Origin of the sequence: Enterococcus sp. DIV1298c, from assembly GCF_017316315.1 — a bacterium.
Classification (GTDB): Bacteria; Bacillota; Bacilli; order Lactobacillales; family Enterococcaceae; genus Enterococcus_B; species Enterococcus_B mangumiae.
In genome coordinates this window covers 40,803-57,885 of record NZ_JAFLWG010000002.1, presented here as the reverse complement: position 1 = coordinate 57,885, position 17,083 = coordinate 40,803, and the positions used below count along the sequence as shown (strand labels likewise).

Annotated in this window: 14 protein-coding genes; 8 read left to right on the top strand and 6 right to left on the bottom strand. The window is 38.8% G+C overall.

Annotated elements, in window-relative coordinates; all coding sequences use genetic code 11:
- Positions 1 to 58: 58 nt before the first annotated feature.
- Complete coding sequence (locus JZO83_RS00430) at positions 59 to 967, bottom strand: cation transporter (protein ID WP_206856484.1); 909 nt, start codon at positions 965 to 967, stop codon at positions 59 to 61.
- Positions 968 to 1,137: 170 nt separating this feature from the next.
- Between JZO83_RS00430 and JZO83_RS00425 the strand changes: the two genes are divergently transcribed.
- Positions 1,138 to 1,770: an NAD(P)H-binding protein gene (locus JZO83_RS00425; RefSeq protein ID WP_206856481.1), complete on the top strand. Its 633-nt coding sequence runs from the start codon at positions 1,138 to 1,140 to the stop codon at positions 1,768 to 1,770.
- 270 nt (positions 1,771 to 2,040) lie between these two features.
- On the opposite strand, the gene JZO83_RS00420 is transcribed toward JZO83_RS00425, so the two are convergent.
- Together JZO83_RS00420 and JZO83_RS00415 are read right to left on the bottom strand one after the other, a co-directional pair.
- Positions 2,041 to 3,048 (bottom strand): NAD(P)-dependent oxidoreductase, encoded by a 1,008-nt coding sequence (locus JZO83_RS00420; RefSeq protein WP_207114722.1) that lies wholly within the window; start codon positions 3,046 to 3,048, stop codon positions 2,041 to 2,043.
- A 40-nt stretch (positions 3,049 to 3,088) separates the two neighbouring features.
- Entirely contained in the window at positions 3,089 to 4,117 is a 1,029-nt protein-coding gene (locus JZO83_RS00415) for an AEC family transporter (RefSeq protein WP_206856477.1), read from the bottom strand.
- A gap of 287 nt (positions 4,118 to 4,404) precedes the next feature.
- Between JZO83_RS00415 and JZO83_RS00410 the strand changes: the two genes are divergently transcribed.
- Genes JZO83_RS00410 through JZO83_RS00400 form a run of 3 tightly spaced genes read left to right on the top strand, consistent with a single transcriptional unit; the run spans position 4,405 to position 7,927 of the window.
- Positions 4,405 to 5,745, top strand: coding sequence for an aminotransferase class III-fold pyridoxal phosphate-dependent enzyme (locus JZO83_RS00410; protein ID WP_207114721.1), 1,341 nt, complete (start codon positions 4,405 to 4,407; stop codon positions 5,743 to 5,745).
- Between the two features lie 17 nt (positions 5,746 to 5,762).
- Positions 5,763 to 6,863, top strand: coding sequence for an alanine dehydrogenase (gene ald / locus JZO83_RS00405; RefSeq protein WP_207114720.1), 1,101 nt, complete (start codon positions 5,763 to 5,765; stop codon positions 6,861 to 6,863).
- 29 nt (positions 6,864 to 6,892) lie between these two features.
- Positions 6,893 to 7,927 carry a dihydrodipicolinate reductase gene (locus tag JZO83_RS00400; RefSeq protein WP_207114719.1) on the top strand — a complete coding sequence of 345 codons (1,035 nt, stop codon included), beginning with the start codon at positions 6,893 to 6,895 and terminating at the stop codon, positions 7,925 to 7,927.
- A gap of 75 nt (positions 7,928 to 8,002) precedes the next feature.
- Here the strand turns inward: JZO83_RS00400 and nrdF are convergent, their stop codons facing one another.
- The 3 genes from nrdF to nrdH form a co-directional block, all read right to left on the bottom strand.
- Positions 8,003 to 8,968 carry a class 1b ribonucleoside-diphosphate reductase subunit beta gene (gene nrdF, locus JZO83_RS00395; RefSeq protein WP_010734316.1) on the bottom strand — a complete coding sequence of 322 codons (966 nt, stop codon included), beginning with the start codon at positions 8,966 to 8,968 and terminating at the stop codon, positions 8,003 to 8,005.
- Between the two features lie 51 nt (positions 8,969 to 9,019).
- Positions 9,020 to 11,179 (bottom strand): class 1b ribonucleoside-diphosphate reductase subunit alpha, encoded by a 2,160-nt coding sequence (gene nrdE, locus JZO83_RS00390; protein WP_206856469.1) that lies wholly within the window; start codon positions 11,177 to 11,179, stop codon positions 9,020 to 9,022.
- A 182-nt stretch (positions 11,180 to 11,361) separates the two neighbouring features.
- Positions 11,362 to 11,586: a glutaredoxin-like protein NrdH gene (nrdH, locus tag JZO83_RS00385; protein ID WP_010734318.1), complete on the bottom strand. Its 225-nt coding sequence runs from the start codon at positions 11,584 to 11,586 to the stop codon at positions 11,362 to 11,364.
- Positions 11,587 to 12,226: 640 nt separating this feature from the next.
- Here nrdH and JZO83_RS00380 point away from each other — a divergent pair.
- The 4 genes from JZO83_RS00380 (at position 12,227) to JZO83_RS00365 (ending at position 17,020) form a co-directional block, all read left to right on the top strand.
- Complete coding sequence (locus JZO83_RS00380) at positions 12,227 to 13,042, top strand: GH25 family lysozyme (RefSeq protein WP_207114718.1); 816 nt, start codon at positions 12,227 to 12,229, stop codon at positions 13,040 to 13,042.
- 229 nt (positions 13,043 to 13,271) lie between these two features.
- Positions 13,272 to 13,907 (top strand): GntR family transcriptional regulator, encoded by a 636-nt coding sequence (locus JZO83_RS00375; RefSeq protein WP_206856463.1) that lies wholly within the window; start codon positions 13,272 to 13,274, stop codon positions 13,905 to 13,907.
- 196 nt (positions 13,908 to 14,103) lie between these two features.
- Positions 14,104 to 15,297, top strand: coding sequence for a glycine betaine/L-proline ABC transporter ATP-binding protein (locus tag JZO83_RS00370; protein WP_207114717.1), 1,194 nt, complete (start codon positions 14,104 to 14,106; stop codon positions 15,295 to 15,297).
- A complete protein-coding gene (locus JZO83_RS00365; protein ID WP_206856457.1) occupies positions 15,290 to 17,020 on the top strand; it encodes an ABC transporter permease/substrate binding protein in 1,731 nt (576 codons plus the stop codon). Before JZO83_RS00370 ends, JZO83_RS00365 begins: the two co-directional genes overlap by 8 nt.
- Positions 17,021 to 17,083 lie beyond the last annotated feature (63 nt).

Sequence of the window (17,083 nt, the reverse complement as noted above, 5' to 3'; positions counted from 1 at the left end):
TCCCCAATTTTTTTTCTGATTGGAGGAGTTTCTTTTTTTTCATAAAGAAGTTTTTATCTTATGCCCACTTGAGGTCACCGATAAAGTTGATATTCAGCCATAAAGAATACTCAGAAAACCCTTCTGTTACTTTCTGATTGAGTTCTTCTCGTAGACGATCTTGCGCACGGATACTGTCCATCGCACTATCGGGCAAAATCACGATATCCAATTCAAGAATGACTTGATCGCCTACTTTTGCGATTCGTAAAACTGACGTTTCAATCTGAATGTCTTTCAATATCTTATCAACTAATACTAGTATTTTTTCGCGTAACTCATACTTCGGCGGTGCATAAGTAAGCTCTAATGTTGCATTTTTGATTTCAGTGACTGAAAGATAAATATAAAAAATGGTAATGCCAATGGAGATCACAGGGTCGATCAGTTGTGCGATTGCAATATAAGATGTTTTTGCGAGTAGTCCGGAGACAATGATGGAAACCACTACCCCTAAACTAAACAGAAACCCGAAGCGCCATTGTTCCAATTCCACTTTATAAAAGGAATGGTTGATTGGATTTTTTTTCAAATAAACATAAAAAGCAAAACTAAAGAACATCCCAAATAAGGAAAAGGGCAAGCCAATCGATAGATCAACGTAAGTGTCTGCATAAATCAAACTGAAAAAAGACTCAATCAGACCATAAGAAGAAATCAATAAGATGACACTGTATTGGATAAAAACAACTAAAGGCATCAGAGATTCCTTACCAAAAGGAAAGCGTTCAAAATCTTGTGTCTGGATAAACTTAGCAATATATAAAGCAATCAGGGACATCAATGCACCGACCATCGTGTAGACCCCATCAAGCAAGAGGACGTTGTAATTGACCATCAAACCGGTGAGTAGCGCCAAGAGACCATAAATCGTCCCAGCGATGGTGGAGGCGGTCAATAGTTTTTTGATTTTTTGCGTATTTTTCATATAGATAAAATCCTTTCTGGAATAACTGCTTTTTTGAGAATAATACTCATTATAATAAAAAATTCGAATAAATACTTGCGGTTAGAGTCGTTCTAAGCCTTACACTTAACTCATCTTACCAAAGGAGGACCGTTGTACAAGTTAAAAAATTAAATTAGAGGTGGAATAAATTGAAAAAGAACGTATTGATTCTTGGTGCATCGGCACCAATTGCTAAATATAGCTATGAGTTTTTAAAAAATGATCCGAATGTGAACTTGACTTTATTCTTGAGAAATCCGGATAAAGTATTTGATAAAGAGAGAAGCATCATTGGTGATGCGATGAATCTAGAAGATTTAGTCCATGCAATGAAAGGCATTGATATCGTCTATTCTTGTTTGGGCCCATATAATATGGTGCCTTTAGCTAAAAATGTGATCGAAGCGATGAATCAGAATAAGATCAAACGTGTGTATTGGATGGCAACACTTGGGATTTACGGTGAAGTTGACTTCAATGATGAAGAAGCTATTTCAGAGTTAGGTGATTATCGCGATCCCGACACTTACCTAGGTGATCAACGTATTGCAGCAGATCTGCTTGAGAACAGCAATCTAGATTTTACCATTATCCGCCCCAATTGGCTAACCGATAAAGAGATCATTGAAGATATTCGCATCGAGAATCGCAATGGCATGAGCTTTATTGGTGAAATTAGTCGCAAAACCGTAGGAAAATACCTGGCAACTTTGATCAATGAACCAACTACTCATATGTATGACTCCATTGCATTGACAGCAAAAGGAGAAAAAACAGAGTAAAAAAATCAATTGAGATTGACAAAAATGTTTAACTTTGAATAATAAGGCAGGATCCCCAGAAATCGTTCTTCAAATTTTTGGGGATCTTGCTTTATTCTCTCACACATCGATAAAGAAAAGAGGTGATGACATTAGTTAGCTCATACCTCCAAAAATAAGCGCGAAAGCCCAAAAATTTGAATGATTTTTGGTTTTCACGCTTATTTATCCGAGCTGGATAATTCTTACAGAACTTCAGGGTAGCTAGTTCTTTGCTATAGACATTCCAGTCTAAACGGACAGTGTGTTGGCACAGTCCAATTGATTGAACATTTTATAAAGATTGTCAAAACTTGTTTCGACCATATTAGATACTGCTTCATCAGTATTAGAACCGATATGTGGTGTAACGATCACTCGCGGATACATATCGATCAGCGCTTTAGCTGTTGCATCGATCAATAATGGATCTTCATCAAAATTTTTGTTGAAAATCAGCGCTTCATTAGGCAAGACATCTGTGCCAAATCCAGATAATTTTTTGCTCGTCAACGCATCAAGGATTGCTTGATTATCCTGTAATTCCCCTCTAGCAGTATTGATCAAAATCGCATCATCCTTCATTTTGTCGATGAACTGCTTATTAATGAAGCGTTCATTTTTACCGGGGATGTAAGGGATATGGATACTGACGATATCACTTTCTGCCAGTAATTCATCAAGCGACTTAAATTCGATGAATGCTTTTGCTTCTTCACTTGGATACAGGTCGTTGCCGATCACCGTTGCGCCTAAACCTTTAAAAAGTTTTGCTTCTGTTAAACCGATGTTGCCAACACCAATGATCCCAACTGTACAATTTCGGACTTCTTTACTGAACATAAAGCGATCGATCGTAAAATTATAAGAAGCTGTTTTATTGGTAGTGTGGGTCGTTCTGCGTAAAAGCATCATCGCTAAAGTAACAGATAATTCAGCAATTGCGTTTGGTGAATAGAATGGCACATATGCTACTTGCATTCCGTGTTCTTTCGCTGCCATTACATCCACGTGATTTGTCCCAACTGTACGTGTGAGTAAGAACTTGATGCCAAATTGGGCAAAGCGTTCGATATTTATGCGATTTGCTAAACAATTTCCTCGAACGATGACGGCATCCATGCCTTTTGCTTCGGTGTAGTTTGTCTCATTTAATAAATCTTCTACTAGTTTCAAGTTGAATCCGTGAACGTTCAACTGCTGAAAGAGGGATCTTTCAGCAGGGCGAACACCATAACATACAACGTTTAAATTTTTCATAGTAAAATTTCCTTTCGTTCAATTAATTATATAATGTGCTTTAATTTCCAATCAAGTTTAAGACAATGATCCAGATGGGGATCAAGACGATTGAGAAGAGTGTCGAAAGCAACGAGGCATTTGAAGCAAGAACAGCTTCTTTCTCAAAGTTGATCGCATAAGCGACTGCAACTGTTGCGGCAGGTGTAGCCATCATAATGATCATCGTACTCAAACCAACCGAATTTACCGGTAAAATATTCATTGCGTTGAGCAATAAGAGTGAAAGTAAAATCACAAGTGGGAAAACAACGACTTTGATGAATGAATAGTACCAAGAGGTTTGACTGCTGAGGGTTTTTCCGAATGGCAGATCGCCTAATGTGATCCCGATTGCCAACCAAGCAAGTGGAGAAGCTAGACTAGAAAGGAACGTCAAAGGTTTAAATAACCACGGTAACGTCTGATCTATTCTTAAAAAGGCAACAGATTCAGAGCTAGACTGAGCAATCTGTGGTAAGCTATCTTGGAAGAGCCAAATAAATAACCCGATAAAAGTAGCCAACACGATGGGATTCAAAATCATTTCTCGAATATTCTTGCGTGCCATCTTCAATCCGCTCATTTTTAGATAAGCATAAGAGTATAAGAAGATGCGGTAGCCGATATTAAATATCGATGCATATAAAATTCCTTCTGCACCAAAGACAGCGCCCACGACAGGAATCCCGAAAAACGTTGTCGATCCGAAAATAGAGAGTACGCGCAACGTATCTTCTTTATTTGGTGCATATCTGAAAAAGAAGAATTTACTTAGAAAAATCAAGAAAACGTGGACTAATATCCCAAGTATCAAAATGTTGATTCCTTGATTCAATACTTCATCATTTAAATCCTGCATAAACGAATTGAAAGCTAGTGCAGGGATAGCGACAGTTAAGACAACTTTCGATAAGGTCTTCCCGACATCTGATGAGAAAACCTCACGCTTTCTTAAAAAATACCCTAGTAATATGATAAACAGTGTGGAAGTGATCGCACTGATGATTTCCATGTTAATGACATTGCTTAATGTTTCTGATAGTGACATTTAATTTTTCCTCCTCGATTTTGTGAATGTTTTAATTAGTTTATTTACAATGGCTGTGCATGTTTACCAATCCCCCTCAACCACATGCTAGAGGGTAGAATGGTTCTAAGGTCAATACGATTTATAAATAAAATTACAAAAGTATTTTTTCTTCTATATAAGTACTTTTTTTTCTTCTTTTGAATGTAAACGTTTTTAAAAAAATATCAAAAAAAGATTGACCTTAGAGTTGTTCTACCCTTTAGTCTTAACTTGTAAACATGAAAGACTAAAAAGGAGAGATTATTATGAACAATCGAAAGAAAAAGTATTTTTGGCATCCTATGACTGATACAAGAGCAAGTGAAGAGGAAACGATCGTTATCGAACGTGGAGACGGAAATTTTATCTATGATGATACGGGAAGAAAATTACTTGATGGCGTTGGTGGATTATGGTGTATGAACGTTGGTCATAATCGCCCTGAAATGAACCGAGCGATTTCTGAGCAAATGGAAAAATTATCTTATTATCAATTGTTTACGAATATTGCCCATCCAAAGGCATATGACTTGGCAGAAAAAATCATCCAAATGACGCAAGAAGAAGAGATGGCGAAAGTATTCTTTACTTCTGGAGGAAGTGATTCAGTAGATACTGCTTTGAAAATCACAAGACAATACTGGCAAGCGGTGGGTAAACCAAATAAGAAAGTCTTTCTTTCCTTGGAAAAAGCCTATCATGGGATGCATTATGGTGGAACATCGGTAGGAGGCAACCCGATCTACCGGGAATTTATCGGTCCTGGTCTACAAGATTGTGTACGTGTTTCTTCCCCGCATTTGAAGAAAAACAAATGGAATTGCCAAGATCCAGAAGAATTGACAAAATTATGTATCGCTGAATTAGTTGATACGATCGAGCAAGTTGGCGCAGATAATATTGCTGCATTTATTGCTGAACCGATCCAAGGTGCTGGAGGCATCATCGTTCCACCAAGTTCTTACTGGCCAGCTTTACGTGAGGTCTGTGACAACCATGATATTTTATTGATTGCAGATGAAGTGGTGACAGGATTTGGCCGTTCGGGTCATCTATTCGGAAGTCGCGGCTGGGGTATCAAGCCAGATGCCATGATTTTAGCAAAAGGCTTGTCTTCCGGTTATGTCCCATTAGGAGCGGCTGTGTTCAACAAGCGAATCGTTGAAGGCATCGAATCAGCAACTAACGGAGCAAATGTTATCATCCATGGTCATACGTATGGTGGACATCCACTAGGCTGCGTGGCTGCATTAGAAGCTTTGCGGATCGTTGAAGAAGAAAATTTAGTTATGAATGCACGTGAAGTCGGTGCTTATTTATTGGAACGTCTAAAAGCACTTGAAGGAAAATACGACTGTATCAGTGATGTGCGTGGAAAAGGCTTGATGATCGCCATCGATTTTGAGAATACAGGGAAATATGATGTGGAACAAACATCAAAGAATGTACAAGCCGTTGCTGATTATGCTATTAATGCAGGTGTCTTGCTACGTGATGAATTACAAACGATTATCATTTCACCATCGTTGACATTCTCAAAAGAAAACGCAGATCAACTATTTGATGCGATCCATATGGGATTTGAGGAGTGGCAAAAGCAACAATAATTTAAAGGAGGATCAATATGACAATCATTGGCGTACCAAAAGAAATCAAAAATTCAGAGAAACGTGTAGGTTTAACACCTGCAGGAGTCAAAGAGTTAGTAACAGCAGGTCATATCGTTTATGTGGAAGAACGTGCAGGGGAAGGCTCAGGCTTTACAGATGAACAATACCGCGAAGCTGGCGCTCAAATCAAAGCGAATCCACAAACAGTCTGGTCGGCAGAAATCGTCGTCAAGGTCAAAGAACCACTAACATCAGAATATCAATACTTTAGAAAAGATTTGATTTTATTTACGTACTTGCATCTAGCCGCAAATCTTGAATTGACTGAAGCATTGATCAAGTCTGGGACAACCGCGATTGCGTATGAAATGGTAACGAAAAACGGAGCATTCCCATTACTCGCACCAATGAGTGAAGTCGCTGGTCGTTTAGGTGGTCTATTAGGTGCTGAGATATTAGCGAAGCAAAGTGGGAAATTGATTTCAGGTGTAACCGGCGTTTCACCGATTCAAGCAGCCATTTTAGGCGGTGGGATCGCTGGTGTGAGTGCGGCGCATTACTTGCACGGATTAGGGGCAGATGTGACGATCTTAGATATCAATGTCGATCGCTTACGTGAACTATCTGAAATGTTCAACGGACAAGTTAAAACCCTCTATTCAAGCCCAGCGAATATTGAAAAAATGGCGTTAACGAGCGATATCGTGATTGGTTCAGTTTTATTGCCAGGTAAAAAAGCACCACATCTTATCACAGAACAATTAGTGAAGCAGATGAAAGAAGGAACAGTCTTGGTTGATATTGCAATTGACCAGGGCGGCTGTTTTGAAACAAGCTATCCAACCACTCATGAAGAACCAACTTTCGTCAAACATGGCGTGATCCATTACTCTGTAGCAAATATGCCAGGATTAGTGCCACAAACATCTACGCTTGCTTTGACGAATGTCACGATGAGATATATCAAAGGACTAGCCTCTCAATCACTGACTGACGTGATCCAAACCTATCCAGAACTGATACCGGGTATCAGCACACTAGACGGGAAATTGACCTGCCTTGAAGTAGGCGAAGTGTTTGAGCGAACAGTTGCTGATGTTCGTGAATTAATTTAAAGATTTTAAAGAAATGTGAGGGAAATGAAATGCACAAAAAGATTCGTATGGTACAAGTCGGCTGTGGAAAAATGTCGAAAGAGATTATCAAATATGCCATGGCAAAAGGAATTGAAATCGTTGGAGCGGTTGACAATCGCCCCGAAGCAATCGGTCAGGATCTAGGGCTATATTTAGGATATGACCAAGCTTTAGGAGTGAAAATCTCTAACGATCCCCACGAAGTATTTCAAAATTGTGATGCAGATGTCGCTTTAGTAACGATTGCTAGTTATATCAAAGACTTCATGCCAAGTTTAGAGATTCCTTTAACCTATGGCGTCAATGTTTTAACGATTAGCGAAGAAGCCTTGTATCCTTGGACGACTTCTGTTGCAGAAACTAACCATCTAGATAAAATCGCAAAAGCCAACAACGTCACAATTTCAGGTACAGGAATGCAAGATATTTACTGGGTATTGTTCCCAGCGTTGATGGCTGCTGGAATGAATGATGTACAAAAAATCAGTGGTGAAGTTAGTTATGATGTCGAACACTATGGTAAAGCGTTAGCTGAAGCCCATGGGGTGGGCTATGATCAAGAGAAATTTGCAAAAGAAATTGCGAACGCAACAGATTTACCTTCTTATTCTTGGATGACGGCAGAAGCAATCTGTTCGAAAATGAATTGGTCGATCAAACGCATTTCTCAAAAGAATGTCCCAATTGTTTTAGATAAAGATATTCCATCGAAAACAATGGAACGTACGATCAAAGCAGGCGAAGCGATCGGGATGTCTGCTGTGGCGACTGTTGAAACGATCCAAGGACCAATCGTTGAAGTCGGTTGTACTGGAAAAGTGTATCAAGCAGGCGAAGGCGATCTATGTACTTGGTCGATCGAAGGAACACCAAGTATGCAATTTGAAGTAACAAAACCAGATACACCAAAACATACGTGTGCAACGTTGATCAACCGCATACCAACGGTGATCAACTCTGCCGCAGGTTATGTCACGATCGATCAATTGGCACCTGTTCAATATATGACTTACCCAGCACATCTTTATTTGGATAATAAATAAGAAGAACTACGTTTGTCAGTTAAAGAAAAAGAAACAAAAAAAGAGCGAGGATTTTATATCCAAGCTCTTTTTTGTTTAGTCTAAACCAATCAAGTAATCTTCATCTTTCATCGCTTCGACATTACCTAATAGGTAGCCATTTCCGACTTGTGAGAAGAAATCATGGTTGCTTGTTCCAGTAGAGATCCCGTTCATAACGATTGGGTTGACATCGTTTGCTGTATCAGGAAATAGTGGGTCCATTCCTAAATTCATCAATGCTTTGTTCGCATTATAGCGTAAGAAAGTTTTCACTTCTTCTGTCCAACCGATTGGGTCATACAGTTCTTCCGTATAGCGCTCTTCATTTTCGTATAATTCATATAAAAGATTGTACATCCAATCTTTTAATGTTTCTTGTTCTTCCTCAGGTAATTCGTTATATCCTAATTGGAATTTGTACCCAATATATGTGCCATGGACAGATTCATCACGAATGATCAACTTGATGATCTCTGCTACGTTGGCTAATTTATTATTCCCTAAATAATAAAGTGGGGTATAGAATCCTGAGTAAAATAAGAAAGTTTCTAAAAAGACACTCGCGATTTTTTTCTCTAAAGGCGTACCGTTTTTATAGATCTCATTGATACGCTCTGCTTTTTTCTGTAGATAAGGATTCGTATTCGTCCACTCAAAGATTTCTTCGATTTCTTTTTTTGTATTCAATGTACTAAAGATCGAAGAGTAACTTTTCGCATGGACAGACTCCATAAATTGGATATTGTTCAATACTGCTTCTTCATGAGGCGTGCGGACATCTTTACGCAATTGATCCATGCCGCTTTCTGATTGGACTGTATCAAGTAAAGTCAGCCCACCAAATACGTGACCGACTGTATCTTTTTCTAATTGAGAAAGCGTACGCCAGTCGTCTAAGTCATTTGACAAAGGGATACGTGTATCTAACCAAAATTGCTCGGTTAATTTCTCCCAAGTCGATTTATCGATGATATCTTCAATTTCATTCCAGTTTATCGCTGCATAATAAGTTTCTGACATGAGAATGCTCCTTTATTAAAATCCAGTAACGGTTCCGAACACTAAGTGAAATTAGATCACACAGCTTTCACATTGATTGCTGCCGATTTCTTCTGCGTCATCTGTAAATGTACGTACATAATAAATCGATTTGATTCCTTTGTGGAAAGCATAGTGTCTTAAAATATTCAGGTCACGTGTGGATTGTTTTGTCGTGTCTTTCCATTCATATAAACCTTCTGGGATTTCTGAACGCATAAACAACGTCATACTCATACCTTGATCCACATGTTTTTGTGCTGTTGCATAAATATCGATCACTTTACGCATATCCATATCATATGCAGAAGTATAATATGGAATCGTTTCATTTGATAGATATGGTGCTGGGTAATAGATCTTACCAATTTTCTTTTCTTGACGTTCTTCGATCATACGAGTGATTGGGTGGATACTTGCGCTCGTATCATTGATATAAGAAATAGAACCATTAGGCGCTACCGCTAAACGATTTTGGTGATACAAGCCATCTTTCATGATTGCTTGCTTCAAGTTTTCCCAGTCTTGTGCAGTAGGAATAAAGATGCCTTCAAACAAAGCAGCGACTCTTTCCGATTTTGGCTGGAATTCGCCAGTCACATATTTATCAAAATACGTACCATCTGCATAAGCTGATTTTTCAAAGTTATGGAAGACTTGTTTTCTTTCACGTGCGATATTGTTACTTTCAACAAGTGTCCAGTAATTCAACAACATGAAATAGACATTCGTGAAATCAAGCGAATCTTCAGAACCATACTCCATTTGTTCTTTAGCAAAGTAAGTGTGAAGTCCCATTGCACCAAGTCCGATCGTATGATTCAACTTGTTCCCGTTTTGGATTGGAGGAACGACATCGATATCTGAAGCATCAGTGATATAAGTCAAAGCACGAGTCATCGTGCGGACAGAACGACCAAAGTCAGGACTTTCCATCAAGTTGACGATGTTTGTCGAACCTAAGTTACATGAGATATCTGTTCCCAACTCTTCGTATTCTTGTTTGCCATTGATGACAGAAGGTGTCTGTACTTGTAAAATCTCAGAACATAAGTTACTCATGATGATTTTACCATCTACAGGATTTTCACGATTTGCTGTATCGATATTGATGATATATGGATAACCAGATTCTTGTTGTAATTTAGAGATCTCGTTTTCTAGATCACGCGCTTTGATTTTTTGTTTGCGGATATTTGGGTTTGCCACTAAGTTGTCATATTCCGCAGTGATATCCACGTAAGAAAACGGTACGCCGTATTCTTTTTCGACACTGTATGGGCTGAATAGATACATTTCTTGGTTTTTACGCGTCAATTCATAAAATTTATCTGGAACGATCACGCCAAGAGATAAAGTTTTTACACGGATTTTTTCGTCCGCATTTTCTTTTTTAGCTGAAAGGAACATCATGATATCAGGATGGAAGACATTTAAGTAAACGACACCTGCACCTTGACGTTGACCTAGTTGGTTCGAGTAACTAAAGCTGTCTTCAAACAACTTCATTACTGGAACAACACCGCTGGCTGCACCTTCGTAGCCTTTGATCGGAGCGCCGGCTTCACGCAAGTTCGAAAGAGTGATCCCCACACCGCCACCGATTCGTGAAAGTTGTAAGGCTGAGTTGATCGAGCGACCAATCGAATTCATGTCATCCGTTACTTGAGTCAAGAAACAAGAAACCAATTCACCACGACGTTTACGTCCAGCATTCAAGAATGAAGGAGTTGCCGGTTGGTAACGTTGATGGATCATTTCGTCAGCTAAAGCCAAAGCTAGTTCTTCATCACCATTCGCAAAGTACAATGCGTTGAACGCTACACGATCTTCATAAGATTCTAAGTAAGCAGAACCATCATTTGTTTTTAAGGCATATTGGGAATAAAACTTATATGCCGCCATGAATGATTTGAATGTAAAGTTTTGTTCGAATAGGAATTGATAAAGTTTTTCAATAAATTCACTACTATATAATTGAACAAATTCAGCTTCTAAATACTGATTGTCGATCAAATACTTGATTTTGTCGATCACTGTCGGAAAAGTCATGGTATTTGGTTTGACATTTTCTTCAAAAAAAGCAGCTAAAGCTTCTTTATCTTTATTTAAAGGGATTTGCCCGTTGACTGGTCGATTGATTTCATTGTTCAGCTTAAAGTAGCTGACATCTTTTAAATTTTTAAGACTCATACATACGCCCAACCTTCTTTATAATTTTGATGATACGTGTTTGACCACAACATATAGTGGTATTCACTGCTGTAAAAAAGGATTTGGGGAGGTTACGGTCAAACACCGTAAGTCCATCAAATCCAAGGTAGTGGAAGGATCAAGTTGATCCTCGATCTATTTGACAACTGTTTGAATTATTCTTAGCTAGCTAAGTGACGTAGTTGGTCTGGTCTGAAGCCGATGACAGTTGCTGCGTCAGAAGTGATGACCGGAACACTTTGGAATCCTTGGTCTTTTAACCATGAGATTGCTTCAGGTTGCTCGTCGATATTTACTTCTTCAAAGTCGATTTTATTTTCAGCTAAAAAGCGTTTCACCATTTTACATTGCATACAATTATTTTTAGAAAAGATTTTTACGTTCATTATTGTTTGCCTCCTTGTCCATGTGTTTTCTCTATAATCAATAGTATAAATCTATTAGTAAAAAAGTCAATCAACAAACACTACATCTTGTGTTGTGGATATTGTGGAATACTATGTTTTGTGGTTTTTGAAAAACAATGAAAACAAGTATCTCGTGCAAATCAGCTTGTATTAATACAGAAAAGCTTGTGGAAAACTCCGTTAAAAAATATTTTTTTAACCATATCTTATTAATAAATGAATGTTCGATCGAAAAATCACAAATGAAAAAAATATGCAAGATGACAGTAAAAACAAGCAGAATAAATAGTGTCAAAACTTAAAAAAGCAAAAAGTTTATACATTTTTTTATAGAAATTATTTCACAAAAGGCAAAATAGTAGAAGAGTGTTTGAAAGGATCAACTTGGAATTTAGAATAAAAAAATAGTAGAAATCGTAAAAGCACATACTATATATAGTAGTCAAAGCATCATTTGAATGAACCGTAACGGGCGATATTTTTTTAATAACGATGTTATGATTAAAAATTATTAAATTGTCATGTTATTTGTTTTTTTATCACTAGGTTTTTGGTTAAATAGAGCCAACAGGACGTCTTGTTGATGCTTTGAAAATTCAATAAAAGGAAGCGATTCAAGATGGGTACAATGATCAAATGGATAGGTGTTATTTGTTTTACTTTATTGGTTTTTACCGGAGGAACAGCACATGCCACTTCACTTGCGATCAAGCCAACGATCACTGAAAAAAATCAACATGTACTAGGTAGTAGTCAACTTCCAGAACTAAGCACGCGGACTGTGACGGATGACTCCGGCATATCAGCAGCAGAACCGGGAAGACCAGCCAAAGATTTTATTGATATTTCTTCTAACAATGGTCCGATTACTGTCGAAGAGTTCCAAACGATGAAAAACTACGGCATCAAAGGTGTAGTCGTGAAATTGACTGAAGCAGACTCGTACAAAAATCCGCTGGCTCCTGAACAGATCGCTGCGGCAGTTGCAGCAGGGTTAAAAGTGAGTGTCTATCATTATGCATGGTTCAATGAAGAAGCAGATACCAAAGCCGAAGCACAATTTTTATTGGATTATATGAAAGAACTGCATCTGCCAGCCTCAACTGTTGTTGTCAACGATAGTGAAAATCCAAAAATGAATGTGGAGAAAGCAACAGACAATGCGCTGATCTTCCAAAAAATGATCCAACAAGGCGGTTATCAACAAGTTGTCCACTATTCCAGTGCTTCTTGGTTTACCGAAAATAAACTAGATATGACACGTCTCGGAAAAGAGAACTGTTGGGTTGCGCAATGGCCATATGATCCTTCTGATAAAAATCCATTGCATACGGATACAGCAGCTTGGCAGTGGGCAAGTGATCTTTATTTCCCAGAATTTCCTACCAGATATTTTGATGTAAGTAGTGATTATTTAAAAAAATTTACAAGTTAAGCTTAGTTTTTAGCATAAGGAACAAAGCGGCAGCTACGAAGATCTGTGGATTTTCGTAGCTGCTGCTTTATTTTTGTCGTGAGTGATATGCATGAGCTCATTCGGTGAATCAACTATAAATACAGGATTTTTTACGATAGAAGAAAAAAATAAAACCAGTTTACTTTTGCTTCTTTACAAATACCATAGTAAGATGTTAGCTGACAAGTAGGTGAAAGAGGGGGATAAAATGAGCGAAAAAACCAAGGTGGTGCGCCCACGTTATCAACAGATCGCCGTTGATTTAGCTGAACGAATCGTCGAAAATCGCTATCAGATCGGTGAGAAGATCCATGCAAGATCAACTTTAGCAAGCACATATAACGCTTCGCCGGAAACGACTCGTAAAGCAATCAATGTTCTGGTCGATCTGGGTATCATGGAAGTGCGCCATGGGAGTGGTGCATTTGTAGCTTCTAAAGAAAAAGCAAAGGATTTCTTGTTGCAATACCAAGATGTGCAATCGATCCAAGAAACGAAAGCAGAAATCATGGAAAGTGTGAAGAAACAACAAGAAGAATTGAACCATTTTTCGCAACTGTTAGATCAACTCGTGAGTCAAACGAAGCGAATACATAAGATGAACCCACTTCTTCCTTTTGAACTTGCGTTGACAGAAGAAGCGGCTCACTTAGATCAATCAATCAGTGAATTGAATATTTGGCAAGCAACTGGTGCCACAGTTATTGCGATCTCCCATGAGCAAGAGCTATTAGTCTCGCCTGGTCCATATGCTAAATTCTCAGCAGGAGATACTGTCCACTTTATTGGGAACGAGTACACGTTGCAACGAATGACAAACTTTTTTTACCCAGATGGGCAGTGAGCGTACCTATAAAAAAATTCTCATTTTATTCTAATTTTGGTCAATCCCTATAGTGATAAGGGATTGGCCATTTTTTTGTGTATGCTGATTAATAATGGAGATACTTCAATTTTGACAAAGTGACTACATGGTGTTATCGTAGTGTGGTCACTTTTTTCAGAAAGAAAAATGAATTTACATACAAAGGAGAATTTGTTTGGTAAAAGTAGAAGTCAAAAACTTAACGAAAATATTTGGTAAACGAACACAAGCTGCTTTGGAAATGATGAAAAAGCATCAACCGAAAACAGAGATTTTACAAAAGACCGGCGCCACTGTCGGTGTATATGAAGCAAGTTTTGATGTACAAGAAGGCGAGATATTCGTAATTATGGGACTTTCAGGGAGTGGGAAATCAACCTTGATCCGTTTATTGAATCGCTTGATCGAGCCGACATCAGGAAACATCTTGATTGACGGAGAAGACATCTCGAAATTGAGTAAAGAAGAACTGCGCGAAGTTCGCCGTCACAAAATCAATATGGTTTTCCAAAACTTCGGTCTCTTCCCTCATCGAACGATTTTAGAAAACACAGAATACGGTCTTGAAGTTCGTGGTATTCCTAAAGAAGAACGTCAAGAAAAAGCAGAAAAAGCGTTAGAAAACTCAAGTTTGCTAACCTTTAAAGATCAATACCCTAGTCAATTATCTGGGGGGATGCAACAACGTGTGGGGTTAGCCCGTGCATTGGCAAATGATCCAGAGATCCTCTTGATGGACGAAGCTTTTTCAGCACTTGATCCGTTGATTCGTCGGGAAATGCAAGATGAATTGTTAGAACTACAATCAAATGTACAAAAAACGATTATCTTCATCACACATGATTTAAATGAAGCGTTGCGTATCGGGGACCGCATTGCGTTGATGAAAGATGGCGAAATCATGCAAATCGGTACTGGAGAAGAAATACTGACAAATCCAGCCAATGATTACGTGAGAGAATTCGTTGAAGAAGTGGACCGTTCGAAAGTCTTGACAGCTCAAAACATCATGGTACCAGCATTAACAACAAATATTGAATCAGATGGACCAAACGTTGCGTTGACACGTATGCGTAATGAAGAAGTCAGCATGTTGATGGCTGTCGATAAGAAACGCAACTTGAAAGGGATCATTACAGCAGATCAAGCATTAGAAGCAAGACGTCAAAAACGTCCACTAATCGATTTCCTTGATGAAAATGTTACAGTGATCGGCAAAGATATGCTTGTTAGTGATATCTTCAATATTATTTATGATTCGCCAACACCATTAGCTGTGGTTGACAACGGTAAATTAAAAGGCGTTGTTATCCGAGGTAGCGTGATCGAAGCGTTAGCAGAAACAAGTGAGGTGAGCGAACATGAATAATCTATTAAACTATCAGGTACCCGTCGCTGACTGGGTCGAAACGATCACTGATTGGTTGACCACAACGTTCGCAGGACTGTTTTCATTCCTACAAACGATTGGTCAAGCAGTGATGACAGCTATCACGAATCTTTTATTAGTGATACCAGCACCACTATTTATTCTTTTAATGACAGTTGCAGCATTCTTTATTTCAAAAAAACGTCCTGGGTTGACATTATTTACTTTGATTGGGTTATGGTTCATCTATAATCAAGGGCTATGGACAGATTTGATGAACACCGTCACATTAGTTTTACTGTCTAGTGTGATCTCGATCATCATTGGTGTGCCACTGGGTATTTTGATGGCGAAAAATGATAAAGCACAAGGAATCATTAAACCGATCCTTGACTTTATGCAAACAATGCCAGGTTTTGTCTACTTGATCCCAGCAGTTGCCTTCTTCGGAATCGGAATGGTTCCAGGGGTATTTGCTTCTGTGATCTTTGCATTACCACCAACTGTTCGTTTTACAAACTTAGGGATTCGCCAAGTGCCAAGAGAGTTAGTCGAAGCTTCTGATTCATTTGGTAGTACGAGTTGGCAAAAGTTAGTGAAGCTGGAATTGCCTCTAGCAAAAGGAACGATCATGGCAGGGATCAACCAAACAACCATGCTTTCTCTTTCAATGGTCGTGATTGCTTCAATGATCGGAGCACCTGGTTTAGGTCGGGGCGTTCTTTCCGCTCTACAACGTGCACAAGTCGGAAATGGTTTCGTCAATGGGGTAGCATTAGTTATCTTGGCCATCATCATTGACCGTTTTACACAACATTTGAATCAACCAAATGATCAAAAAGCAGCAAGTACTTCGAAACAAAAAAATAAAAAGCGTCAAGGACTGATCATCGGTGCAGTCGTAGTAGTTTTACTAGGTGCAATCGGTGTCGGAAGTTTTACTTCTTCAACCAAAGACACAAACACGATCAATCTTTCTTACGTGGAATGGGATACAGAGGTAGCTTCAACGAATGTTGTAGCAGAAGTCTTAAAAGAGATGGGCTATGATGTAAAAGTGACGCCTTTAGATAACTCGATCATGTGGGAATCTGTCGCAAAAGGAGAATCAGATGGGATGGTTGCCGCTTGGCTACCTAAAACGCATGGTTCTCAATATGAACAATACAAAGATCAAGTTGATGATCTAGGTGCAAACTTGAAAGGCGCTAAAGTCGGATTAGCTGTTCCAGCATACATGGACGTAAATTCGATTGCAGATCTAACCGATGAAGCAGGTAAGAAAATCACAGGTATCGAACCTGGTGCAGGTGTCGTGAATGCAGCAGAAAATACGATTGCCCAATATCCTAATCTGGACGGTTGGACAGTTGAGACCTCTTCTTCAGGTGCGATGACGGTTGCTTTAGGACAAGCAATCAAAAATCAAGAACCAATCGTCTTTACTGGTTGGACACCACACTGGATGTTTGCGAAGTATGACTTGAAATATCTAGAAGATCCAAAGAATGCCATGGGAGATGCGGAAGAGATCCACACGATCGTTCGCCAAGGCTTGAAAGAAGATCAACCAGAAGCATACGCTGTGTTGGATAAATTCAACTGGACAGAAAAAGATATGGAAGAAGTCATGTTGGAAATCAACAACGGCAAAGACCCACAACAAGCAGCCAGAGAATGGATCGATAAGAACCAAGAAAAAGTTGCTAGTTGGAAAAACTAAGTACACGATAATAAACGGCTTTTTCGAAACACATCGTTGGTTTCGGAAAAGCCGTTTTTTGTA